Origin of the sequence: Paenibacillus sp. KS-LC4, assembly GCF_036894955.1 — a bacterium.
Taxonomy (GTDB): domain Bacteria; phylum Bacillota; class Bacilli; order Paenibacillales; family Paenibacillaceae; genus Pristimantibacillus.
In genome coordinates this window covers 2,024,455-2,046,028 of the sequence record NZ_CP145905.1, presented here as the reverse complement: position 1 = coordinate 2,046,028, position 21,574 = coordinate 2,024,455, and the positions used below count along the sequence as shown (strand labels likewise).

16 protein-coding genes are annotated in these 21,574 nt (G+C 48.6%); 2 read left to right on the top strand and 14 right to left on the bottom strand.

Annotated features, from left to right (window positions below; genetic code table 11):
• Window positions 1-102 precede the first annotated feature (102 nt).
• The gene (gene aroA / locus V5J77_RS08820) at window positions 103-1,461 is read left to right on the top strand and encodes a 3-phosphoshikimate 1-carboxyvinyltransferase (protein ID WP_338555400.1); all 1,359 of its coding nucleotides are present in this window, start codon (window positions 103-105) and stop codon (window positions 1,459-1,461) included.
• Between the two features lie 13 nt (window positions 1,462-1,474).
• On the top strand, window positions 1,475-2,530 hold the full coding sequence (aroC, locus tag V5J77_RS08815; RefSeq protein WP_338555399.1) for a chorismate synthase: 1,056 nt from the start codon (window positions 1,475-1,477) through the stop codon (window positions 2,528-2,530).
• Window positions 2,531-2,701: 171 nt separating this feature from the next.
• Here the strand turns inward: aroC and pckA are convergent, their stop codons facing one another.
• The 14 genes from pckA to V5J77_RS08745 all read right to left on the bottom strand — a co-directional run bounded on the left by pckA (window position 2,702) and on the right by V5J77_RS08745 (window position 21,559).
• Window positions 2,702-4,264, bottom strand: coding sequence for a phosphoenolpyruvate carboxykinase (ATP) (gene pckA / locus V5J77_RS08810; protein ID WP_338556652.1), 1,563 nt, complete (start codon window positions 4,262-4,264; stop codon window positions 2,702-2,704).
• 5 nt (window positions 4,265-4,269) lie between these two features.
• A complete protein-coding gene (locus tag V5J77_RS08805; protein ID WP_338555398.1) occupies window positions 4,270-4,488 on the bottom strand; it encodes a GapA-binding peptide SR1P in 219 nt (72 codons plus the stop codon).
• The gene (gene gap, locus V5J77_RS08800; RefSeq protein WP_338555397.1) at window positions 4,470-5,501 is read right to left on the bottom strand and encodes a type I glyceraldehyde-3-phosphate dehydrogenase; all 1,032 of its coding nucleotides are present in this window, start codon (window positions 5,499-5,501) and stop codon (window positions 4,470-4,472) included. The genes V5J77_RS08805 and gap overlap by 19 nt, the downstream gene beginning before the upstream one ends.
• Before the next feature lie 427 nt (window positions 5,502-5,928).
• Window positions 5,929-7,599, bottom strand: coding sequence for a ribonuclease J (locus V5J77_RS08795; protein WP_338555396.1), 1,671 nt, complete (start codon window positions 7,597-7,599; stop codon window positions 5,929-5,931).
• Between the two features lie 121 nt (window positions 7,600-7,720).
• On the bottom strand, window positions 7,721-8,359 hold the full coding sequence (locus tag V5J77_RS08790; RefSeq protein ID WP_338555395.1) for a spore coat protein: 639 nt from the start codon (window positions 8,357-8,359) through the stop codon (window positions 7,721-7,723).
• Window positions 8,360-8,523: 164 nt separating this feature from the next.
• The gene (locus V5J77_RS08785; RefSeq protein WP_338555394.1) at window positions 8,524-10,191 is read right to left on the bottom strand and encodes a glycoside hydrolase; all 1,668 of its coding nucleotides are present in this window, start codon (window positions 10,189-10,191) and stop codon (window positions 8,524-8,526) included.
• Between the two features lie 9 nt (window positions 10,192-10,200).
• Window positions 10,201-11,217 carry a carbohydrate ABC transporter permease gene (locus V5J77_RS08780; protein WP_338555393.1) on the bottom strand — a complete coding sequence of 339 codons (1,017 nt, stop codon included), beginning with the start codon at window positions 11,215-11,217 and terminating at the stop codon, window positions 10,201-10,203.
• A gap of 20 nt (window positions 11,218-11,237) precedes the next feature.
• A complete protein-coding gene (locus V5J77_RS08775) occupies window positions 11,238-12,137 on the bottom strand; it encodes a sugar ABC transporter permease (protein WP_338555392.1) in 900 nt (299 codons plus the stop codon).
• A complete protein-coding gene (locus V5J77_RS08770) occupies window positions 12,134-14,701 on the bottom strand; it encodes a DUF5696 domain-containing protein (RefSeq protein WP_338555391.1) in 2,568 nt (855 codons plus the stop codon). The genes V5J77_RS08775 and V5J77_RS08770 overlap by 4 nt, the downstream gene beginning before the upstream one ends.
• 16 nt (window positions 14,702-14,717) lie before the next feature.
• The gene (locus V5J77_RS08765; RefSeq protein WP_338555390.1) at window positions 14,718-15,341 is read right to left on the bottom strand and encodes a Yip1 family protein; all 624 of its coding nucleotides are present in this window, start codon (window positions 15,339-15,341) and stop codon (window positions 14,718-14,720) included.
• Window positions 15,319-16,767 carry a gluconolactonase gene (locus V5J77_RS08760; RefSeq protein WP_338555389.1) on the bottom strand — a complete coding sequence of 483 codons (1,449 nt, stop codon included), beginning with the start codon at window positions 16,765-16,767 and terminating at the stop codon, window positions 15,319-15,321. The genes V5J77_RS08765 and V5J77_RS08760 overlap by 23 nt, the downstream gene beginning before the upstream one ends.
• Window positions 16,768-16,786: 19 nt before the next feature.
• Window positions 16,787-17,650: a carbohydrate ABC transporter permease gene (locus tag V5J77_RS08755; protein ID WP_338555388.1), complete on the bottom strand. Its 864-nt coding sequence runs from the start codon at window positions 17,648-17,650 to the stop codon at window positions 16,787-16,789.
• Window positions 17,651-17,655: 5 nt separating this feature from the next.
• On the bottom strand, window positions 17,656-18,528 hold the full coding sequence (locus V5J77_RS08750) for a sugar ABC transporter permease (RefSeq protein ID WP_338556650.1): 873 nt from the start codon (window positions 18,526-18,528) through the stop codon (window positions 17,656-17,658).
• A gap of 115 nt (window positions 18,529-18,643) precedes the next feature.
• On the bottom strand, window positions 18,644-21,559 hold the full coding sequence (locus V5J77_RS08745; protein ID WP_338555387.1) for an extracellular solute-binding protein: 2,916 nt from the start codon (window positions 21,557-21,559) through the stop codon (window positions 18,644-18,646).
• Window positions 21,560-21,574 lie beyond the last annotated feature (15 nt).

The following is a 21,574-nucleotide window of genomic DNA, read 5'->3' as shown; positions in this document are numbered from 1 at the left end:
TTATAGATCACCTCTATGTCATTTTAAATAAAATCCAATTTCACTTATTTCATTTTCTTCATTATAATCGGATGTATACAAAAAAACAAAAGAGGTGGAAATATGGACGGAGGCCAGCCTGATCTAGCTGCACGTTCCCCCTGGTCGGCCCATAGCGACAAACAAAAGGTGACCTTGAATCCTCCAAGCGAAGCCTTACATGGAACCGTGCGCATACCGGGAAGCAAAAGCTTAACTAACCGCGCCCTCATTATAGCCGCGCTTGCCGAAGGAAGATCGCAAATTGACGGTTTATTATTAAGCGATGATTCCTATTGGTGCATTGCCGCATTAAAGCAGCTCGGGGTAAACATAACGATCGAAGGAGAAACCGCTTATGTCGATGGCTGTGGCGGAAGCTGGCCTATTTCGTCAGGCGAGCTATACGTCGGAGCAGCTGGCACGATTGCGCGTTTTTTGCCCGGAGCTTTGGCCATTGGAGCTGGCGCCTGGGCGCTTAAGGGCACTAAGCGATTGCACGAGCGGCCGCTTGCTCCCTTGCTCCATGCACTGACGCATTTAGGAGCAACGTTTGAATACGAGCAAGCCGAGCATTCGCTCCCCCTCGTGCTTCGGGCTAATGGCTTGCAAGGCGGGACGGTGCTGCTGCCTGGCTCTACATCGAGTCAATTCATAAGCGGTCTGCTGTTAGCCGCCCCTTATGCGAAAGCGCCAATTACCGTGCGCATAGATGGGGAAGTTGTGCAAAAAGACTATGTCGAAATGACGCTTGCCATGATGGCTTTCTTCGGTGCGGCGCCTATTGCATCTCTGGACACAGACGACCCCTGTATTACGATACCTACAGGAAAATATGAAGCCCGCTCCATCGCGCTGGAGCCGGATGTATCCACCTGCTGCTATTTCTGGGCGCTTGCCGCGCTTACCGCAGGGCGCATAAGAACGGAAGGCATTGACGCAAGCAATACAAGCCAGCCAGATATTGCAATGCTCGGCGTGCTGGAGCAGATGGGATGTACCATTGTCCGCGACGAAACCTTTGTTGAAGTCCAAGGGGCAGAGCGTTTGAAGGGCGGCTTTACCGTCAGCATGCAAAAATGGTCGGATCAAACGCTGACGCTCGCTGTCCTTGCTATTTTTGCAGATGGCCCCATTACGCTTAAAGATGCTGCTCATATCAGACATCACGAGTGTGACCGGATAGCTGCTATTTGCCAGGAATTGGGCAAGCTCGGCATTGACGTATTGGAATTTGAAGATGGACTAACTGTTTTTCCTAGCAAACCACAAGCCGCTCTATTAAATAGTCACGATGACCATCGCATGGCTATGGCCCTTTCCTTAATAGGTTCGAAAGTTGCTAATCTACAAATTTCCGACCCGGGCTGTGTGTCCAAAACAAACCCGCATTACTTTGAGCAATTGGCAGCACTAGGCTTTCAAATAAATGATTACATGTAGAGGATGATCTATAATGGCAGGAAATACATTCGGAGAAGCTTTTAAAATCACAACCTTCGGCGAGTCCCATGGCGAGGCGGTTGGCGTCATTGTTGATGGTGTAACACCGGGCATTGCACTCGATGAAGCTTACATTCAGCAGCAGATGGATCGACGCAAGCCTGGGCAATCGTCCGTCACCTCCCCGCGCAAGGAATATGATATCGTTCATATTTTATCGGGCATGTTTGAGGGGAAAACGACGGGGACACCACTCTTCGTTATTTTGCATAACCAGGATATGAGACCAGATGCATACAGTGACATCCAGCATTCTTTTCGCCCCGGCCATGCCGATTTCACCTATTTGCAAAAGTATGGCATTCGCGACCATCGGGGCAGTGGCCGGGCCTCCGGCAGAGAAACAGCGGGCAGAGTAGCCGGCGGCGCTATCGCCCGCAGGCTGCTGGAGCAAAGAGGCGTGCAGGTGCTCGCCTATACGCAGGCCATCGGAGGCATTGAATGCGAAACCTTCGATGAAGCCGTCATTGAACAAAATGCGGTTCGTGCATGCGACGCTGCTGCTGGAGCAAAAATGACACGTAAAATTGAACAACTCGCGGCCATTGGCGACAGCTGCGGCGGCATTGTAGAATGCAGAATTCGCGGCGTAGTGCCTGGTCTGGGAGAACCGGTATTTGACAAATTGGACGCGGAGCTTGCGAAAGCGATGCTGTCGATTGGTGCCGTGAAAGGCATTGAATTTGGCACTGGATTTGCTGCTGCCTCCATGCTGGGCAGCGAGCATAATGACGAGATGAACGGCGACGGGTTTCTCAGCAATCATTCGGGCGGCATCATAGGGGGCATCAGCACGGGACAGGATATTATTTTTCGGATAAGCGTTAAACCGACCTCCTCCATTTCGGTCCCGCAGCAAACGATCAATGTCCACGGCGAGGAGCAGGAAATTAGGACGGAGGGACGGCATGATCCATGCATTTGTCCGAGAATTGTGCCTGTTGTGGAGGCTATGGCCTGCCTCGTATTGGAGGATCAGTATAAGCGGCAAGCCGCCATGCTAGGATAAACTAGCAGCGCTTTCGAAATAGACACATGATGAAAGATGAAACGACCGTCGCCCTCCCATAGCAGCAAAGCTGTCGTTTCGAGATGAAAATATAATAGGGACTGCTTGCAGGCTTTTACAGCCTGCAAGCAGTCCCTTTGTTTTCATAACTATCCCGCTTCTCTATCCGTTCTAATGCGGAAGCACCACCGGACCAGCGGCGGCAATAGCCGTGCTTACGCTAGTAAATTTACGGAAATTATTCACAAACTGTGCAGCAAGCTTGGCTGCCTGCTGATCATAGGCCGTCTTATCCTGCCATGCTTCGCGGGGCAGGAGCACAGCATTCGGAACACCTTTTACGGTCAACGGGCAGCTCAGGCCAAATACAGGGTCAGTTATAAATTCAGCCTGCTCCAGGCTGCCATCAATCGCTGCTGTTACCATTGCCCGCGTATAACGCAGGTTCATCCGCTGTCCTATTCCATAGGCCCCGCCGAACCAGCCTGTATTCACCAAATACACCTTGGCATCATGCTCGGCAATTTTTTCACCGAGCATCTCCGCATATACACTTGGCGTAAGCGGCAGGAATGGCGATCCGAAGCAAGCGGAGAACGTCGCTTCCGGCTCAGTTATCCCTCGCTCCGTACCCGCAAGCTTGGATGTATATCCCGATAGAAAATGATACATCGCCTGCTCCTTCGTCAGCCTGGAAATTGGCGGCAGCACGCCGTAAGCATCAGCGGTCAGAAACAAAATAACTTGTGGATGGCCTGCTTTTCCAGCCAGTATCGCTCCTGGAATATGCTCGAGCGGATAAGCTGCACGCGTATTCTCCGTCAGGTAATTATCGCAATAATCGGGCTGCCCTGTTTTCGCATCCAGCCCTACATTTTCCAGTATGGCTCCACCTTGAATCGCCTGCCAAATTTGCGGCTCCTTCTCTTCGCTCAGCCCCATGCATTTCGCATAGCAGCCGCCTTCGAAGTTGAACACGCCATCCTCCGACCAGCCATGCTCGTCATCCCCGATGAGGCGGCGTGAAGCATCAGCAGAAAGCGTCGTCTTGCCCGTACCCGACAGTCCGAAGAACAGCGCCGTATCGCCGCGCTCTCCTACATTCGCCGAGCAATGCATCGGTAGAACGCCCTGCAAGGGCAGCAAATAATTAAGCACGCTGAATATCGACTTTTTCATCTCGCCAGCATATTCCGTTCCGCCAATCAGCACGATTTTTTGCTCAAAAGAAATACAAATGAACGTTTCCGATGATGTCCCGTCACATGCAGGATCTGCCTTAAGCCCCGGCAAGGCGATGACTGTAAAAGCAGGCTTGTGGGAGGCAAGCTGCTCCTCGCTTGGGCGAATAAACAGCTGGCGGGCAAATAGATTATGCCAGGCAAATTCATTAATAACGCGAATCGGCAGACGGTACGCTTCATCCGCTCCTGCATAGCCGTCAAAGATGAACAGCTCTTGCTGCTCCATATAACGCTTTGCTTTTTCATACAATTGGTTAAAATGGTCTGGAGAAATTGGCTGGTTTACTTTGCCCCAAGCCACCTGCGGCAGCGAAGATGGCTCGCATACAATAAACTTATCTTTCGGAGAACGGCCTGTATATTGCCCCGTCAGCACCCGCAGCGCTCCCGATTCCAGTATCGTTCCTTCGCCGCGTTTAATCGCTTGTTCCATTAACTGCTCTGTCGTCAATTGATAGTGTACGCCTTGCTGACGCAATCTCGATTCCATGATGCTCATGCCTGACCTCCCGTCCCAGTGTACCCGCCTGCCCCATTTCCACTTGCTTGCATGTACTCCGAGCTGCCTATTCCGGCCCCAGACCTCGCCCCCATACAGGCCTCTTCCTTGCAATCCGAATAATAATTAGTTACCTTCTTTGTTGGTTGTGTATCAATCAGCGTCATGCAGTGCTTGCAATAAATGGCTCCCATTTCTATACCGTAATTTCGCATGAATCCTTCACCCTTTCCATCATTAGATTGGCTACATCCATTACGCGGCATGCATATGCCCACTCATTGTCATACCAAGCAATAACTTTAATCTGATTGTCCATAACCATCGTCGAAAATCCGTCTACCATTGCCGATTTTGAACAGCCAATATAGTCGGCTGATACGAGCGGCTCCTGAGCAAAGCCGATATAAGAAGACTTGCTGCCTTCTGCAGCCGCTTTCAAAACCATATTTACTTCAGCGGCTGTTGTATGGCGCTCAGCTTGAACGGTGAGGTCAATTAGCGATACATCCTGCGTCGGAACTCGCAGTGACATGCCCTGAATGCGCGAGGACAAATGCGGAAGCACATCTGCAAGCGCCTTGCCGACCCCTGTCGTCGTAGGCACAATGGACTGGGTGCAGGAACGAGCTCTGCGTAAGTCCTCATGCGGATTGTCCAAATGATTTTGATCAGAAGTATAGGAATGCACCGTCGTCATCCAGCCGGACTGGATATGGAACGCTTGATCGAGCACATGAAGAATCGGAGCCACGCAGTTTGTCGTGCAGGAAGCAGCCGATAATAGCTGATGCTCCTCCGGGCTATACAGATGGTCATTAACCCCCATTACAATCGTCAGATCCATTTGCTTGCCGGGCGCTGTTATTAGCACCCGTTCCGCTCCTGAAGCCATATGCTTAAGCGCACCTTGCCGATCATTGAATTTCCCGGTTGCGTCAATCGCAAGCTCAACGCCAAAACGATGCCACTTGATGTTCTCCGGTGCTCTCTCATATACGACTTCTATGGACTGATCATTAATCACGAGCTGTTGATCGCGAACCTGTATATCTGCCTTCCAGCTCCCATGGACCGAATCGTATTTCAATAGATGAGCAATCGTCTCCACGGGATATACGCTATTTATGGCCCTCAACCTTACTGCTGGATTCGGCTCAGACAACATTCTCCTAATGAGCAGCCGTCCAATTCTCCCCATTCCACTAATGCCAACCCCCCGGTGCATTTCCGCATTCCCCCTTCGCTTATTTGCTAATAGCATACATCATTACTCTTTTATAATACAACATAAATATTTTTATGACGCACTAAATAAAATTTTATCGCCGTTAAGCCTCACATATATGTCGGATTATATAGGTAATACTCCTATATGATGTATCACTGAGATAGAGCTTTCGATTGATACCCCTTACTTACCCTTAGCGAATCTGTGTTATGAAATACAAAACAGCCTTTAGATCATCGCTGATCCAAAGGCTGCAAGGGAGGTTACAGACTATGACTTATTTCCGACTTTGCTTGCTTTACTGCCTTGCTTATCCGAGGTGCGAGTCGTTGTATTTTGTGCCCCATGGCCTTGCTGCTTAGCCAAAACATATCCCTCCTTTCGAAAAACATCCCTATATGATTAACAGAAAAAGCTTTCTTATTCACACCTCTATAATGATCGGTAGAATCATTGGCCTTCTTTTGGTCTGTGCAAATAAGAAACGCCCTAATGCATCCCTTAACGTTTTCTTTACCATATTCCACTGGCTCCCATGCTCCTCCAGCAGTTTTTCAACTGTCGATTCCACGAGCTGATTGATCTCTCGCATGAGCGCTTCGGAGTCACGAACGTAAACAAATCCACGGGAAATGATGTCTGGCCCGGACAGAATATGCCCTTCCGTTTTACTAAGCGTAATGACAATAATAAGAATACCGTCGGCCGAGAGCTGCTTACGGTCGCGCAGCACCACATTCCCAATATCTCCAATCCCTAATCCGTCCACCAGCATATTGCCCGCAGGAATTTTACCGCCTTTACGTGCGATTTTGTTTTCGATCTCCACGGTCTCCCCATTGTTGACGATAAAAATGTTCTCCTCGTCAACTCCCACCGACATCGCAAGCAGCCGGTGTTGATAAAGCATGCGAAATTCGCCATGAACCGGAACAAAGTATTTGGGCTTCATTAGGGTAAGCATTAATTTCAACTCTTCCTGATTGCCGTGACCAGAAACATGCATCCCTGTTGCGCTTCCCGAGCCGTAAATGACATTTGCACCAAGTAAATAAAGATTGTCAATAATGCGCGCAACATTGCGCTCATTGCCCGGAATTGCGGTTGCGGCAATAATAACCGTATCACCCGGCATAATTTCAATTTGCCGATGATTCGAGCTTGCTAATCGAGAAAGCACAGCCATTGGCTCTCCCTGGCTTCCTGTACATAGGACGGCAATATTTTCAGGGGCATAACGATCTGTATCTCCAGCATCAATAAGCATATCCTCGGGAATGTTCAAATAGCCTAATTCCTTAGCGACAGAAGTAACATTCACCATGCTTCGACCAAGCAGGACAAGCTTTCGTCCCGTTTTGGCGGCCGCGTCAACAATTTGCTGAACCCGGTGGACGTTAGAGGCGAAAGTTGAAATAAACACCTTCTGTTGAGCTTTGCTGAACGCTTCTGTAAGGTGATCCCCAACAAGACGTTCCGATGGCGTAAAACCAGGCCGTTCTGCATTCGTACTCTCTGACAACAGCAGCAGCACGCCGTTTTTACCAATGTCCGCCATTCGATGTAGATCAGGGTATTGATGATTGACAGGTGACATATCAAATTTGAAATCGCCTGTATGTACAACCGTTCCTTCCGGTGTATGCATGGCGATTCCCAAGCAATCCGGAATACTATGGTTAGTACTGAAAAAAGACACCTGAATGGAACCAAAGGAGATACGAGAATTTGCATCAATTAAATTTAACTGCGTTGTACGAAGAAGACCATGCTCCTTCAGCTTTAATTCAATCAGACCTACGGTTAATCTTGAGGCATAAATCGGGATATTCAATTGTTTCAATAAATAAGGGATGCCGCCTATATGATCCTCATGTCCGTGTGTGATGATTAGAGCCTTTACCTTGTCCGTATTATTTAACAAATAGGTTACATCCGGAATAATGAGGTCGATCCCCAAAAGACTCTCATCGGGAAATTTTGATCCACAGTCAATTACGATAATATCGTCAGCGTATTGTAGGATATACATATTTTTACCTATCTCATTTACCCCGCCTAATGCAGCAACAGATAGAATATCCTGCTTGATCATCCTAGTCACCCTCCAATTCTTCTAAGTAGAAAGACGCCCGAAATGGGAACCGGGCGTCTTTTAAGCTGCATATGGGTACGTAATTCAACATTAAACTTTTATTTTGTTCTGAAAGCTACTGTCAATGTAGGGCTGTTCCTTTATTAGACTCTGGCATTTGCGGCGTTTCAGCGATTGGCAAAAATGTATTCAAAATTTGCTGCATATCGGCATCGTTTAATTGCGGTACCTGATAATAGGCATTTTTATTTTGATACAGAAAGAGCTCATAGGACATTTCAATAAAGTTTTGCACTTGGGAAGCGAGTACACGACGAACAACCGGGTTCGTTGCTTCAAGAGCCGACGTCGTTAACAGCGATGCATGCTTTTTAACGATGCCTTGCATAAAACCACATACTCCGGCATCGTTGACATCTGCTAGTGATTGAATCGGTTTTTTTGGCGAGCTTTGCTTTATGCCGAATACGGTCGGTGTTACCTCTTTAATCAAATACGTTGATGTTTTTTGACTTGGCTCCTGACCGGTTTTAAAGCATTCAGCCGTCAAATTATATTGCGATTGCATAAATTGATATTGCTTGTCGATAAGATTAAGCAGCTCCTGATCCTGTGCATATTGTCTGAAAATCATATATTGATCCATTGCGCTAATGCTGCAATTCAATACCTCCTGCAAATCAAAAAGCTCATGTCCTCCGTGATTTTTGTTTATTGCCTTCTGTGTATTGTTATTCGTTGTAGTTTGCTGCTGCATCATCAATTCTCCTTTTTGTCATTCATCATTTTATAACTATTAATATGAAAGCTGGAGGCTGAATTTATACATCCAATTGCCAAAAAAGGCGTTGATGAATGGCCATCAACGCCTTCTACCTCCTGCTATTCGTTTTCATTTATAGCTATCTTTTTCATTTTTACTTGTCATTCGACCGTACCATCAGCCCCACCTCCCGTCAAGGTGACGACGGACTTCGCTGGAATCACTGCTTCAAACGAATGATCATCCAGTACGGGAACGTTTTCCCCACGGACAAGATCTTGGCCCGCCGACGTCATATATGATGCCATAAATGCAATGGAAGCGTGCTGCTCCACGCCATTCAATGAAACCCGAACACGCTTATCGTCCTCGCTGTCATTGACGAACACAGCCGTAACCGTCTGTTCTCCAGCATGTACATAAGCCGAGCCCAGCAAACCGCTGCGCGCATCTTCATCCAGTCCCTTAAGCGAGATGCGCTGCGCGCCCGGACGTATAAATTTGCTGTAATTGCCGAGCGCCCACATGATTTTGGAGGTCAAAATATTTTGCTCATCACCCGCTTCGCTAAAATCAGTATAGATCAGTCCATCCTTGTAATCGACCTTGGACACCGCTGTCCACCACTGCCATGCCGCTGCGTTTGCCTCCGTCAAATCAAAATGAATCGTGCGAGCTACATGCAAAGCAGGCTCCATGCCAAGGTCACGCCCCGGACCGTAATCGCCAAGAATACAATATTCGGTTACCCAGTATTTAGCCTCTTCGTCGTATTTTTTCAGATTGGCATTCAGCAATTGCCTAAGCTTGCCCAGTCGGTCATCACCTGGCTTGCTGTAGTCGGACCAATAGGAATGCGAAGCGATTTTATTGCCAATCGCCTCCTTGAGCTTAGGATCACCGAGCAGCTCCTTGATATATTCCCGGTATTTTCCTGTTCCCAGGCTGTTGGCACCGCCCGAATAGCTCTCTCCCCCTGCAAACTGCCCGTAATATTCATCATCCAGCAGTGCTGTAATTTCTACGCCGTCTGGGGCGCTGATTTGTGCCTCAAGTCCGCTCTCCTGCAATTGCCGATACAATTCAAGAAGGACATGCTTAAGATCATCGTTGTTATAACGGTTGCCTTCTTGCTGAGCCCTATTCCAATCCCAGGTCGGCTCATTAATTGGGCTTATATATTCGAAGTCCAAGCCTGCCTCGCTAAAATGCTCCAAAACATCAATTAAAAACGCTGCAAATTCATCCTCATATCCCTCTTTCAGATTGGTGGAGCCAACCTCCTCATCCGGTTGGGCGTGACCGTTCTTGGTCATCCAGACTGGCGGGCTGTTCACGAATGCAATGAAGGTATCCACCCCCCGATCCTTTGCAGCCTGAAGAAACCATTGCTGACCCGCCTGCCTGCTCCAGTCATACTCCCCTTCCTCCGAAAGCTTGAATGCTTCCGCCCGCCTCCATGGATCTGGAATGCGCGATTGGTCCGTTTCAATGGAGCCTGCACCGATATTAAAGCGCCAGGCCGACAGGCCAATTCCTTTCTCTCGTGAAAAAAGCAAATCCGCCACGCGATTTTTGTTTTCTTCTGTCCAAAACTTGCCCAGAGGGTCCATCGACCATGCGTCGGACGCGCCGAAATTATCAATCGTTTGATAGCGGACCGCTCCATCGAGCGATACATAAGCATCCGGCGGCGTCTGCTGCTGGACTTGCGCTTCCTCCTCTGTCGGGCTGCTAGCGCTATCGGAACGATCCGATATGAAAGCGAAATACAAGCCTAAAGCTGACATGAACGCCAAAACGGTAACCATTGCCCATTTCTTTTTCATCCGCCTCTCCTATCCGACCAAGCCTGATCGTTCGACACTCTCTACAAAATGCCTTTGCACAAACAAATATAAAATAATCAACGGCAGTATAGCCATCAGGACGCTCGTATTCATCATCATAGACATAAAAAATGGATCTTGAACGTAGGAAGCGGTTTCCGCCTGCCCGCCTCCGCTAAGGAATGTAGCAATGGCATAGCCGGAAGATGCCATCATCGACGACATAACCTTTGGCTCATTCAAATACATGTTCGTAAAGAAAGAATCATTCCATTGCCAGACGAAGGAGAACAGCATGACGGCCACCATGGACGGCACCGCATTAGGCAGGATGACTCTTCTAAACGTTGTAAAGTACCCGGCTCCATCCACATAGGCGGCTTCTTCAATCTCTCGCGGGATTCCTTTGAAAAACTGGCGAAAAATATACACATATAAACCCGTCTTTACCCCCATGCCCAGCGCTGCCGAAATTATAAATGGCCAGTAGGTGTTTATCAGATTGGCGGGCTCGCCCTGAATCAGCTTAATCAGCCCGAATAGATCGAAATTTTTAAACTGTAAATAAAGCGGAACCATCATCGTTTGGGCAGGCACCAAAATCGTAAAAATAACGCCTGCGAACAAAAGGCCGCTTCCCCTGAACTTCACTCTCGCAAAGCCATAGCCGGCAAGCACGCAGGTCGCCGTCTGCAGCAGCATGACCGCAGAAGACAGCAGCAGCGTATTGAGCAGCACTTGCGGATAGTTCATCGCTTGGAATACGAGCTTAAAATTGTCGAGCGTCAGCGTATGCGGCACCCAAATGACCGTGGAGTCATATAAATCATCCATGCTTTTGAAGGCAATCGACAGCTTCAATAAAATCGGATAGATGATGACAAACGCTATGCCGAATATGAGCACGAATCGGACGGTTATCCACAGCCATTTTTTCGCAAATTCCAGCCAATAGGCAGCCGACGCCATGCGGTGCAATAATTCATCTTTCATTGGCTGCCCCACCTCAGCGATTTCCTTCTTCATGTCCTTCCTCCTTCAGGCCGCTAATCTTGATAAAAAACCTTTCGTGAAACAATGGACGTCGTAATCCACAGCACAAGCGCAATGATAACAAAATACAGCCATGCCATAGCTGCGCTAAGGCCAAAATTATAGCTTTTGAACGCTGTATCCACGACAAGTCGGCTTGTTTCATCACTGATAAAGCTGTCGATTATCGTATAAACGAGATTCGTCAATATTAACGGGCTGATCATCGGAAACGTAATTTTCCAGAACGCTTCGTAGCCAGTGGAGCCCTCGATCTTGGCCGCCTCATACAATGAAGGAGAAATCGACTGCAAACCGGCCAGGAAAATAACAATTTGGACACCCGATTGGCTGATAATCTCATAAATTCGACTGACGGCACCTGTCAAATACTGTACAAAGGTCATACTTACACCTGATTCGATGAGCAGGACGGCGAGCTCTAAATTTTTCATGATGGACAGGCCTCCGCCTGCTGTATCGTTTGCGCTTCGCACGACGGATTGCATCAAATCCCCGTTCTCAATGCTGGCAATAATGCCCGATGCCAAAATAACGGGCAGGAAGAAAATGGCCCGGGCCAGCACCCGTCCTCTAAATCTCTGATTAAGCAGCACCGCAAAAAACAAGCTGAATATAATAATAAGCGGTGTGTTGACTGCAATATCCACAACCGATTCCGTCAATATTCTGACGTACGATTCATGTGACAACAAGGCTTCCCGATAATTGGACAGCCCGATAAAATCCAAGCTAAAGCCGTCATTCGTGACTTGCAGATTGCTAAAGCTGTAGCGAAGCGATGACAGCAGCGGCACGATAAACAGGAACAAAAAGCCTGCAAACCAGGGAAGAATGAAATACAGCCCGTAATATCTGTTTTTTTGCTCAAGCGAAAGCTTCCTGAACCTCATCGCTGAGATTCACCTCCCACCCAATAGTCCTTTGCCTTAACTGTAATTCCGCCCACTTCAGCCACAGCATCGTTATAATTGACGATAATGACTTTCCCATTTTCAAAAGTAGTCTGGTACACTCCATCTGCCAGTGCCCGATGATCAATAATTGCTTGAGACTGCACATCGCGGAGAACGTTATTCAGCTCGCCATACCTCTGCGCCGCTTCGTCAATCCAGCCCCGATAATCGGCGGAATACAAATGGTCGAATTCCGTCATTTTGATCGCGGAGGAATCAGCAAAAAACCATGTGTAATGCAAAGAAGAGCCCGTTTCCAGCGCCTTCAGAAAGTTGTAGGAGGAGTCCTGATCATCGGCCATATTCCAAGCGCTACCAGCGGTATAAACGTAGCCGTGATAAACCATTTGAAAAAACGGAACGCTTTCATCCGTCAGATTAAAGCTGCTGCTCGATATCGGCGCATTAACAATATGCCGCGCATAGGGCACAGAATAGGCATTTCCGCCCTCCACCAGCAGCTCCTTGACAGAGCCGCTCATTTGCTTCAGCTGCTGCTTGACGATCTCTTTCGCTTCCTCGCGATTAATGACCTCGGAACGATTGAAATCGGAATTCAGCTCGCTGCCAAGATCGCGCAGAGACAGTCCCGAGAGCTGGAGCTTCCCATAATCGTCCATAAATCCAGCTGTTATGCGCGGCAGCGATTTCGGGCTCACTACATAACCAGGCTCGCGTTCATCCTCTTGACTGAAGGTGGACGCTCTATAAGAATAAATTTCCGCCAGTCGGCCCGTAATAAATCGGGAGGCTTCGCTCGACTTATTGAATCCATCCGCTTGCGGTGCTGTCTCAAGAAAGGCCGCATCAGGAAACAATCCTATACCGTTCGCATCGGCATATGCCTTTAGCTCGTTTAAGCCCTTGCTTCCGCCAAGCTTTTTGTCAACAGCAATCGAATTGGGAAGATTATGGCTTAGCCCCCCGTTAAACCAACCCGTATAACGCAGCTTAATGCCGCCGATTCCCCTATCCAGCATTTGGCTCAAAATAGACTCCGCCTGATTGAACGTCGTAAGCGGCTCATAGGCGTTATAAGGAATGCCCAAGAAAAATTTCCTCTTCGGTATGCCGCCAATCAGCTCAACATAGAACGGAACCTTCCCATCATCGGGCAGCCTTGCTAGACCCATTTGCTCGATCAAATAATGACGGTAATGCGCCGCCATGCCCGAATAGCTGGCCTCCCCCGTGCCGAGAAAGCCATAACGAACGGTCATTTCCCCATCAAAGGGCTCCGCTTGAAATTTTTTGACCGTACTGGAGCGCCACCCGTTCGTTAAGGTAACCTCCTCCAAATTAGTCAGCGTAAAGCTGGGGAGCACGGTGTTGTAATCGTTCAGCCTGCCGCTAACGTCCGCTTCGACCGCGGCGGCTGCATCACCCTTCTCAATAATCGCAACAAATGCCCGATCCTCATATTTCATGCCAAATACAGGCAAGCGCGCAGCCTCTTCTTTCTGAATTTTGATGAGCCGGCTAATAGACGCATCGGAGCCGTAAAGGGCCGTCCGAAAAGGCGCATCGTAGGTTTTGCCATTGTTGAAATGGATTAGCGAACCCGACCCATCTGGAACGAATGTATAGCCCTCATCCTCGCGCCCGCTTGCGCCAAAAAACGGAAGCAGGGACAGCGTCTGAATTTTTATATTAGCCGGATATTCGATCTCGCCCGCCGCAACGCTCACGAGCAGATGCTCCCCATCCAGCCGATAATGCAACGGAATCCGAACGCTGGCGCTGCCAGAGGACGCTTCGCCATACGCCGCCTTATCCACTGCCCTCTGCTCCTCGTCATAGCCGATCTGATTGAAAATTGCGGTAACCTTGGATAATCCGATTCCTTTAAAGGAGGAGTCCCTTCTTTCATAACGCAGGTTTTCCTCATCATATTTAAAGCGTTTCTCCACTTCTCTTTTGTCCGCCGACCGTTCGATTTTATCCAAAATGACGGCTTGGAATCGGTCCGCGCTAATATATTTAGGAATGGCCTCTATGCCGCTTTTAACCTCACCTAGCGTATAGACGATGTCCAGTCCGTCCTTTGCCTTCTCTATGGCATACTGGCCGTTCTGAACGCTATGGGTGTAATTATCATATTTCAATGCATTTCCTGCGCCGTCAAAATAACTGATTTCGACCTGCACATTCAGCTTCGTCTTGTTGTAGCCAGTTGCAACCGGATCAGCTTCGCGATTTTGCGGATTGGAATACCAAATCGCTTGGCTTCGCTTGTCCCTAACCGCAATTTCCGTCGTTTCAGCGTTGACATACAAGGCTAAAAATTCATTTTCAGCCGCCGTTTCCATCCCTTCAGGCAACGAAGAGATTTCGCCAAAAGGGCTGCTTGAGGCTGCCGGCCCGCTAATTGGTCCGCTAGTCGGCGAAGGTGCAGGAGCAGCTACAACCTCTGACGCATATTTTGCGAAATTGCTGCCTTGAGCTATAAGCAAGCAGCCGGTAATGGCTGCCGTCATGACGATCACAAGCTTCCGCTTCACCGCTTGCCCTCCTTTCTTATGCTCGCAATGAAAGTTCCTGGTAAATCGTGTACACAAAACTGACGATTTGCTGGATCAGGCTGAAAAATAGCAGCCCTAGAAAAATAATGACGCCCATCACTACAACCGTTAACAGCATCGTCATAATCGTCTTCGTAACCGTATATTGATGAACCGTCATCGTTCCAATAAACAGCAGCCAAACAAACCATAACGTCGCCGCAAATTCCAGCAAATAATAGAAGGAGGCCTCCCGCAGCGTAATTACATTGCTGAGCAGCATATTGGGCAAATAGATCAAGATCAAAGGAAGCATCGCATACCCCGTAGCGATGACAATCTCTTGAAATTTCCCCTCTCCATCCATCAGCGTAGTGAGCGACCAATTCGCGACGCACCATAGGAGGAATGGAAGCACAATGTACTTTAATTCATCAAAGCTGTTTAGTTCCAGCGGGTGATTAAAGTTGACGACATAGCCAGCATACTGGCGTTTCAGAATCATCGTAACCGTGACGGCGAGCAAAATGACAAGCGCGATCCGGAGCTTTCCTTTGTTCTCGTATTTCAGGTCCCAAAACCCGTCAAAGGGATGGAATGCAACGTGCAGCGAGTACCTAGCCTCCTTGAGAAACCGCATCCTGTTTCAGCTCCCCCTTTCTGTGCCTCATGCTTCGACGAACGACGATAACGATCAAGATCAGCGGGATCAGTACCGTCATATAAATCCCAAAGTGCTCGCGCATAAACTCCCTGCGATATTTCGTTAAGGCTTTGGAATAATATACTCTGTCATTGCCCAGCTTCAGAAAAGTCATCGCTTGCCTGTATTCGCCTTGGCGCAGCATCGACTTGCCCATGCCAATATAGGCCATTTCATAATTCGCATCGAGCCGGAGCACTTCCTTCCACAGCTTTGCTGCATCATCGTGCTTGCCTATGCTGTATAATCCGTTTGCCTCATTCACGAGACTTCCGAATTTGGTCGCTGTAAACTCGGTAATTTTCCCCTGATCACGATCCAGAACAAACACCCGATTGCCGTAGCTTTCAACCGCAACCGGATTTTTGAACGTGCCCTGCTGATTGCCCAGCTTGCCAAATACGTATAATAAACTGCCGTCTTCGTTATAAGTAAAAATCCGGCCCCGAGTCGAATCCAGCGTTCGGTAAACGCCATTGCCGCTAACATCAATGTCAATGAAGGCGGAGCGATTACTGCTTAAATCGCCTACTGGACCGATATTCCCGTTTAAGCGAATGACGTCAATGCCAGCTGGGTTCAGTTTTTTGACAGGGGCAAGCGTCTGCTTGTCGGCTGTCGTCGTGAAGATGAACCCATCCCGATCCACATCTACATTGTTAAATTCAATAGGGACAAAGCGGATCAGCTTTTCCCGTTGTTCTTTTGTCGATACCGTCTTCCAGAACAAATCCACAGGATCAAACCGCACCCGGTTCGTCCCCATATATCCGGTAAAGCCGCCCTCGCTGTCGAACTCTATAATACCCTCGAAGACACCTCTGGCGACAACGTAAATGCGGCCGGCTTTATCCACGATGACCTTTCGGGGGAAATATTCGAAATTGCTGCTGATGACCTCCGACTTTGGCGCAAAAATTTCTCTAACGAACGCTCCGCTGCTGTCGAGCTCAATCACGCGCCTATTTTCGGTATCCGCCACAAAAATATGACCGCTCTCCGTCACGAAGAGGCCTTCTGGATTATTAAAGCCATCCTGCTTTCCATTATTCTGAAACCCCTTTATTTGACGGACAACCTCCCAGTTGCTGTCAAGCACAACAATTCGCCCGTTTCCTGAATCCAGAACGTACAAATGACCGTCAAGACCAGCAAACAGATCAGCTGGAGAACGCCATGGCCCTATCCCTAATTGCTGACCCGTTATCGACTTGGAAGGAAGATACGCGATTGGCGAATGAACGGCTTCCCCCCAATAGGAATAGGTATATCCCTCATACGGCGACGCGTAAGCCAGCTTCGGACTTAAGCAGGCGAAGAGCAGCACAGCAGCCAATAACAAAATCGCTCGCTTTATTATCAATCCATACGCCCCCATCGCTTTAGTCCTTCATCCCAGACGAAGCCATCGTCTGAATGACATTGCTCTGTGAAAAAATAAACGTCACGATTGGCACAACCATCATAATTACGGCAACTGCGGCGCCAACCCCTGCGCGGGCAATACCGCCTTGAATAATTTGTCCCATCGCATAATGCATCGTCTTGAGCTGTTCGCTGTAAATGAAGCTGCCGCCATCGGTTCCCCAAAGCATTTGCAGCATCAGGATTAACAATGTCAGCCAGGCAGGCTTGACGAGCGGCATAACGACCTGCCAAAATATTCGGTATTCGCTGGCGCCGTCGATCTTGGCGGCTTCCAGCAAAGCATCCGGTATTTGCTCCATAAATTGTTTCATTAAATATAGGCCAAGCGGATAGGCAAAAGCCGGAACGATTACAGCTTGGTACGAATCCATCCACCCCAGCACGGACATGATCATATAATTGGGAATTGCCGTCACATGCGGGGAAAACATCAGCGAAAGCACAATAACCGTGAACAGCATTTTGTGTCCGCGAAACTTATGCTTGGCCAGCGGGTAAGCCGCCGCCGATGCCAGTAAAATATGTCCTACCGTTCCTGCTGCTGTAATAAAAAAGGTGTTGAAGATGTATCTGGAAAATGGAACCCACGAATTTTTCATAACTTGAAACAAATCCGCGAAATTTTCAAGCGTTGCATTTCTGACAAACAGCGTAGGCGGGAATATAAACAACTCATCAAGCGGCTTAAATGCATTATTAATGACATAGATCAACGGAACTGCCATAAAGGAGCCAAACAGGCCAAGTACAAGGAGCAGCACTATATCCACCTGCCAGGACCGGTTCACTCTTCTTCTCAGACGCATGGCCAGCTTCATCTCGCCTATTCCCCCACCCTCTTCAGCAACTTTTGAACGGCCAGATTGGTGCCCAGCATCAGCATAAATAATACAGTCGCGATCGCAGACGCATAGCCCATTTCAAAACGAATCGTACCGTAATCGACCAAATGGGTAACGACGGTATGTGCACCATACTGCACGCTCGGAAAGCCAGCCAAAGCCATCGCTACTTCTGCTACTGCAAGGGAAGACGTAATCTGGATGACGGCGCCAAACATCAGCTGCGGCCTCATGGATGGAAGAGTAATAAACCAAAGTTCCTGCCAGCGATTTTTCACGCCATCCACCGCCCCTGCCTCGTACAATGTGCGGTCAACCGTCTGCAAGCCGGCAATAAACGCTAGAAAGCTGGTTCCAAGGCTGAGCCATAACTGGACGATAATAATAATCTTGAGCATATAATCGGGATTTTGCAGCCATAAAATCGGCTCGTAAATAAACCCGAGCTTCATCAGCAAGCCGTTCATAATGCCATACGAATCGCCTGAGAAAATAACTTGCCAAATAAAAAAGATGTTGCCCGATATCGAAGGCGCGAAAAACACGAGCGTCATAAAGGCTCTGATTTTCGGATTAAGCTCGTTAATAAGCCATGCAAATACGAAACAAGCGATATAGCTGACCGGGCCAGTTATGACGGCAAATATAAGCGTATTTTTAAGCCCAATGAGAAACACATCGTCATCCCAAAGCAGCTTGGAATAATTTTCCCAGCCAACCCAGCGCGGAAATTCAAGCATATTAAAATACGTAAAGCTGAAAAAGATAGAAATGATGACCGGCAGCACCGTAAATAACAAAAACAGCGCCATATAAGGAATCAGCAGGACAAACAAATGCTTATCCCGCTTCATATCCTTAACGAACAGCTCCCACTTCCGCTGCGGCCCAGCAAGGCGGCCCTTTGGCTGGAGTATTATCTCAGCCGCAATTTTCGTTTTTTGCAAAAGAGTCCCTCCTTAAGTCCCCTCATTCCAAATGAAACTCGCTTCTCTTTTGGGTAATTTCATAGTCGATCTCTTGGACATAATCATATAAGGAGTCAGCTGTATTCGTTCCATTGTTAATCACTTCACGCAAAGCATTGTCCAAATGCCTTCCTGTGAAATAGCCGCCCGGCACCTCCGGCACTCCCTGTACCCATTGCCATTGTTGTTCCAGACTGCGATAATTGCGCGCCGGCCATGGCAGTTCCTTAAGCGCTTCAATATTGGCAGTCGGATAACGTGCAGCAGCGCCCATCAGTCCCTCCATCTCTCTGCCAAAGCGAACCTGGGCATCCTTACCGACCCACCATTTCATAAACGCCCAGGCTGCTTCCTTGTTTTTAGCCTGCTTGAGCATAATGGCGGCTGTCCCGCTGCTAGCCACATCCCGGCGAATAGTACCATCCTGCTGCACCGTTCCTGGAACAGGAGTGAACTCCCACAAGCCTTTAATTTCTGGAGCGGATACGCTCAAATAGTTGTAGAAGGTGTAATCCTGTATGCCTACCGGCATTTCGCCCGTTCGAAAGCGCATCGGAAAATCAAAGATGAGCGGCAGCTTATAGCTCGTATAGAAGTCGGTCCATTTTTTGAAGGCGTCTAGCCCAACCTCTGTATCCAGTCCGCTTTTGGCTCCGTTGTTCAAATAGAAGGAGCCGTCCAGCTGGTATAAAAGCATAGCAAACGCCCGATTCGCTTCCAGCACAGGAACACCCGTCGTCTGGGCAAGCGGCAGCGCGAAATCCATATGATGCTTTTGCAAGGCCGGAATCATCGCGTACACATCCTCCCATGTTTGCGGCGGCTCAAGCTTCAGCTCCTCTAATATATCCTTTCGGTAAAACAGCATATTGAAAATTTGCTGCTCAGGCAGCGCAAACACCTTGCCGTCATATCGGTAAGGCACGATTGCGCTGTCCCTGAACTGCTGCACCACCGTCTCATAACCCGGCAATTGCGATAAATCCTCCGCTGCATTCCTTATGCCGAAGTTCACCGGCACATCGTTGCCAACCTGCATGGCTACATCAGGTCCCTCACCTGCCAAAGAAGCACGCAGCAGCACATCCTGATTGACCAGCTTAAGGTTGACCCCAACACCCGTAAGCGGCGTAAATGAATCGTCAATCATCGCCTTCAGCACTTGAGCCTGATCGCGGCCTGTTCCAATCCATACCGTTAGCGCCTGCTCATCCTGCGCCATATTTCCGATCGTATTGTAATCTTCAAAGAAGGAGTGAAAGAAGGAAGCTACCTCATGAATAATTTTTTTTGAAGCCGATGCATCTGCTTCCGGCAGCTCTACATCAGCCGAAGCCAACGCGAGGTAATCGATTTCAAGCGGCTGCTCTCTCACCTGCAAAAGCCAGGCTCCAACACTGCCAACATTTATTTTGAATGAAGACAGCCGCTTCTGAACCGTTCCCGGTTTTTGAGCAAAATCTGCTAGTTGATAGGCAATTTTATCCAATGCAGCCGTCTTGTCGCTTTTCTCGCCCGTCAGGCGAACTAGCTCCTTCGATACGGCATACAAAATATCGCTTTGCTCCTGAAACACGCTGACCATATCGGGTATTTGTTTATCTAATTGATAATCCCTATAAGGATCTGGTACATTGCCGGTAATCATCAAAATTTTGCGATACATGGCATTGATGTTCAGCAAGCTTGCTTCTACTTGGCGAATCAAAGGAGCCATAGCGCCTAAGCTCACCTCCAGCTTCAGCTCATGCTTCCCTTTCGTCAAATAAAATAAATAAGGCTTTTCCTCGCTGCCCAGCACATTCATCTGCCAGTCCGAGTCATAATAAAACGGAATTTGCGCCATTTCCTGAAACGGAATGACCCCGTCAATCCATAGCGAGCGTGTAGAATAAATGCCCCGCAGCAATTCTTGCCTGTTCTTGATCGCAATCCGGTATAATCCGTCCTCTGGCGCTTCGATGTCCCAAGCCAGCCATTGCCCCGGCACACGCCAGTTGTTGCCGCCAATTGTATTCATCCTTATTTTCGATACGTCATAAGGCTCGGTAGACGGGCTGGAACGATCGGAAATCGGATATAAGGTCGGAGACGATTTGTAGGCGGCATTTTCGCCTTGAATTTTAATGAAATGTCCGCTTGTCTCCGCATAGCCCTTGGACTTGTAGCCCCGCTCTATGTATTCGTAAGGCGAAGGCTCATCATATTGATACACTTTCAAATAGTCGATGACCATCGGCTCTCTGGAGGATAACAGCGTCAACGTGTGCTTGCCCGCCGACAAATAAAAGACGTACGGCTCCTCGTAATACCCTTCTGTATCTCGAAGCAGCGACTCCTGCCACATTGGCGCTTCTACTTGGCGCGGCCGCAGCTCATTTTCCCGGTTATCCTGTAAAATCTGATCACTCTCATTTTTCCATATACGGTGAAAGGTCAAATTTCTGGCGCTGGCAAACGGCAGCTCGCCATCGATCAGCAGCTCCCTTTCAATTGCCGAGCTTTTCCCTTCGATTGGAAAATAGCGAATAGCGATATGATACAAGCCGGATTTCGGCACCTTAAGCTCCCACTCGATAGAGCCGCTTTCATCCGTCTTGACGAAGTCGCCTGATTCGCCCCCAAGCTCATGAACGATTTGAGGCTCCATTTCGCTTGCGCTCGTGTAGTCCGCCCCTTGTATGACCATTTCCTCCCGAGGCCGTTCTTCCTCCTTATAGCGCTGCAAGTAATAGGCATAGCTATTTTCTGATTCTTTTGTTAATAGGCTTTGGTCGCTGCTTGACTCGGCTTTCTTAGACGAATCGGCTTGAATACTGGCTGCGCCAGACTGGGCTATAGGGAAAATCAGCAGTGAAATCAGCAATGCGATAACCATAATGCTAGCGGCCGTTTTTCTGGAAAATACGCTTCCCACCTCATCCCCCCCTTT

Coding starts and splice junctions, on each gene's coding strand:
- aroA (WP_338555400.1), top strand. CDS start 103: ATGGACGGAGGCCAGCCTGATCTAGCTGCACGTTCCCCCTGGTCGGCC.
- aroC (WP_338555399.1), top strand. CDS start 1,475: ATGGCAGGAAATACATTCGGAGAAGCTTTTAAAATCACAACCTTCGGC.
- pckA (WP_338556652.1), bottom strand. CDS start 4,264: ATGGAATCGAGATTGCGTCAGCAAGGCGTACACTATCAATTGACGACA.
- V5J77_RS08805 (WP_338555398.1), bottom strand. CDS start 4,488: ATGCGAAATTACGGTATAGAAATGGGAGCCATTTATTGCAAGCACTGC.
- gap (WP_338555397.1), bottom strand. CDS start 5,501: ATGCACCGGGGGGTTGGCATTAGTGGAATGGGGAGAATTGGACGGCTG.
- V5J77_RS08795 (WP_338555396.1), bottom strand. CDS start 7,599: ATGATCAAGCAGGATATTCTATCTGTTGCTGCATTAGGCGGGGTAAAT.
- V5J77_RS08790 (WP_338555395.1), bottom strand. CDS start 8,359: ATGATGCAGCAGCAAACTACAACGAATAACAATACACAGAAGGCAATA.
- V5J77_RS08785 (WP_338555394.1), bottom strand. CDS start 10,191: ATGAAAAAGAAATGGGCAATGGTTACCGTTTTGGCGTTCATGTCAGCT.
- V5J77_RS08780 (WP_338555393.1), bottom strand. CDS start 11,217: ATGAAGAAGGAAATCGCTGAGGTGGGGCAGCCAATGAAAGATGAATTA.
- V5J77_RS08775 (WP_338555392.1), bottom strand. CDS start 12,137: ATGAGGTTCAGGAAGCTTTCGCTTGAGCAAAAAAACAGATATTACGGG.
- V5J77_RS08765 (WP_338555390.1), bottom strand. CDS start 15,341: ATGCGGTTTCTCAAGGAGGCTAGGTACTCGCTGCACGTTGCATTCCAT.
- V5J77_RS08755 (WP_338555388.1), bottom strand. CDS start 17,650: ATGAAGCTGGCCATGCGTCTGAGAAGAAGAGTGAACCGGTCCTGGCAG.
- V5J77_RS08750 (WP_338556650.1), bottom strand. CDS start 18,528: ATGAAGCGGGATAAGCATTTGTTTGTCCTGCTGATTCCTTATATGGCG.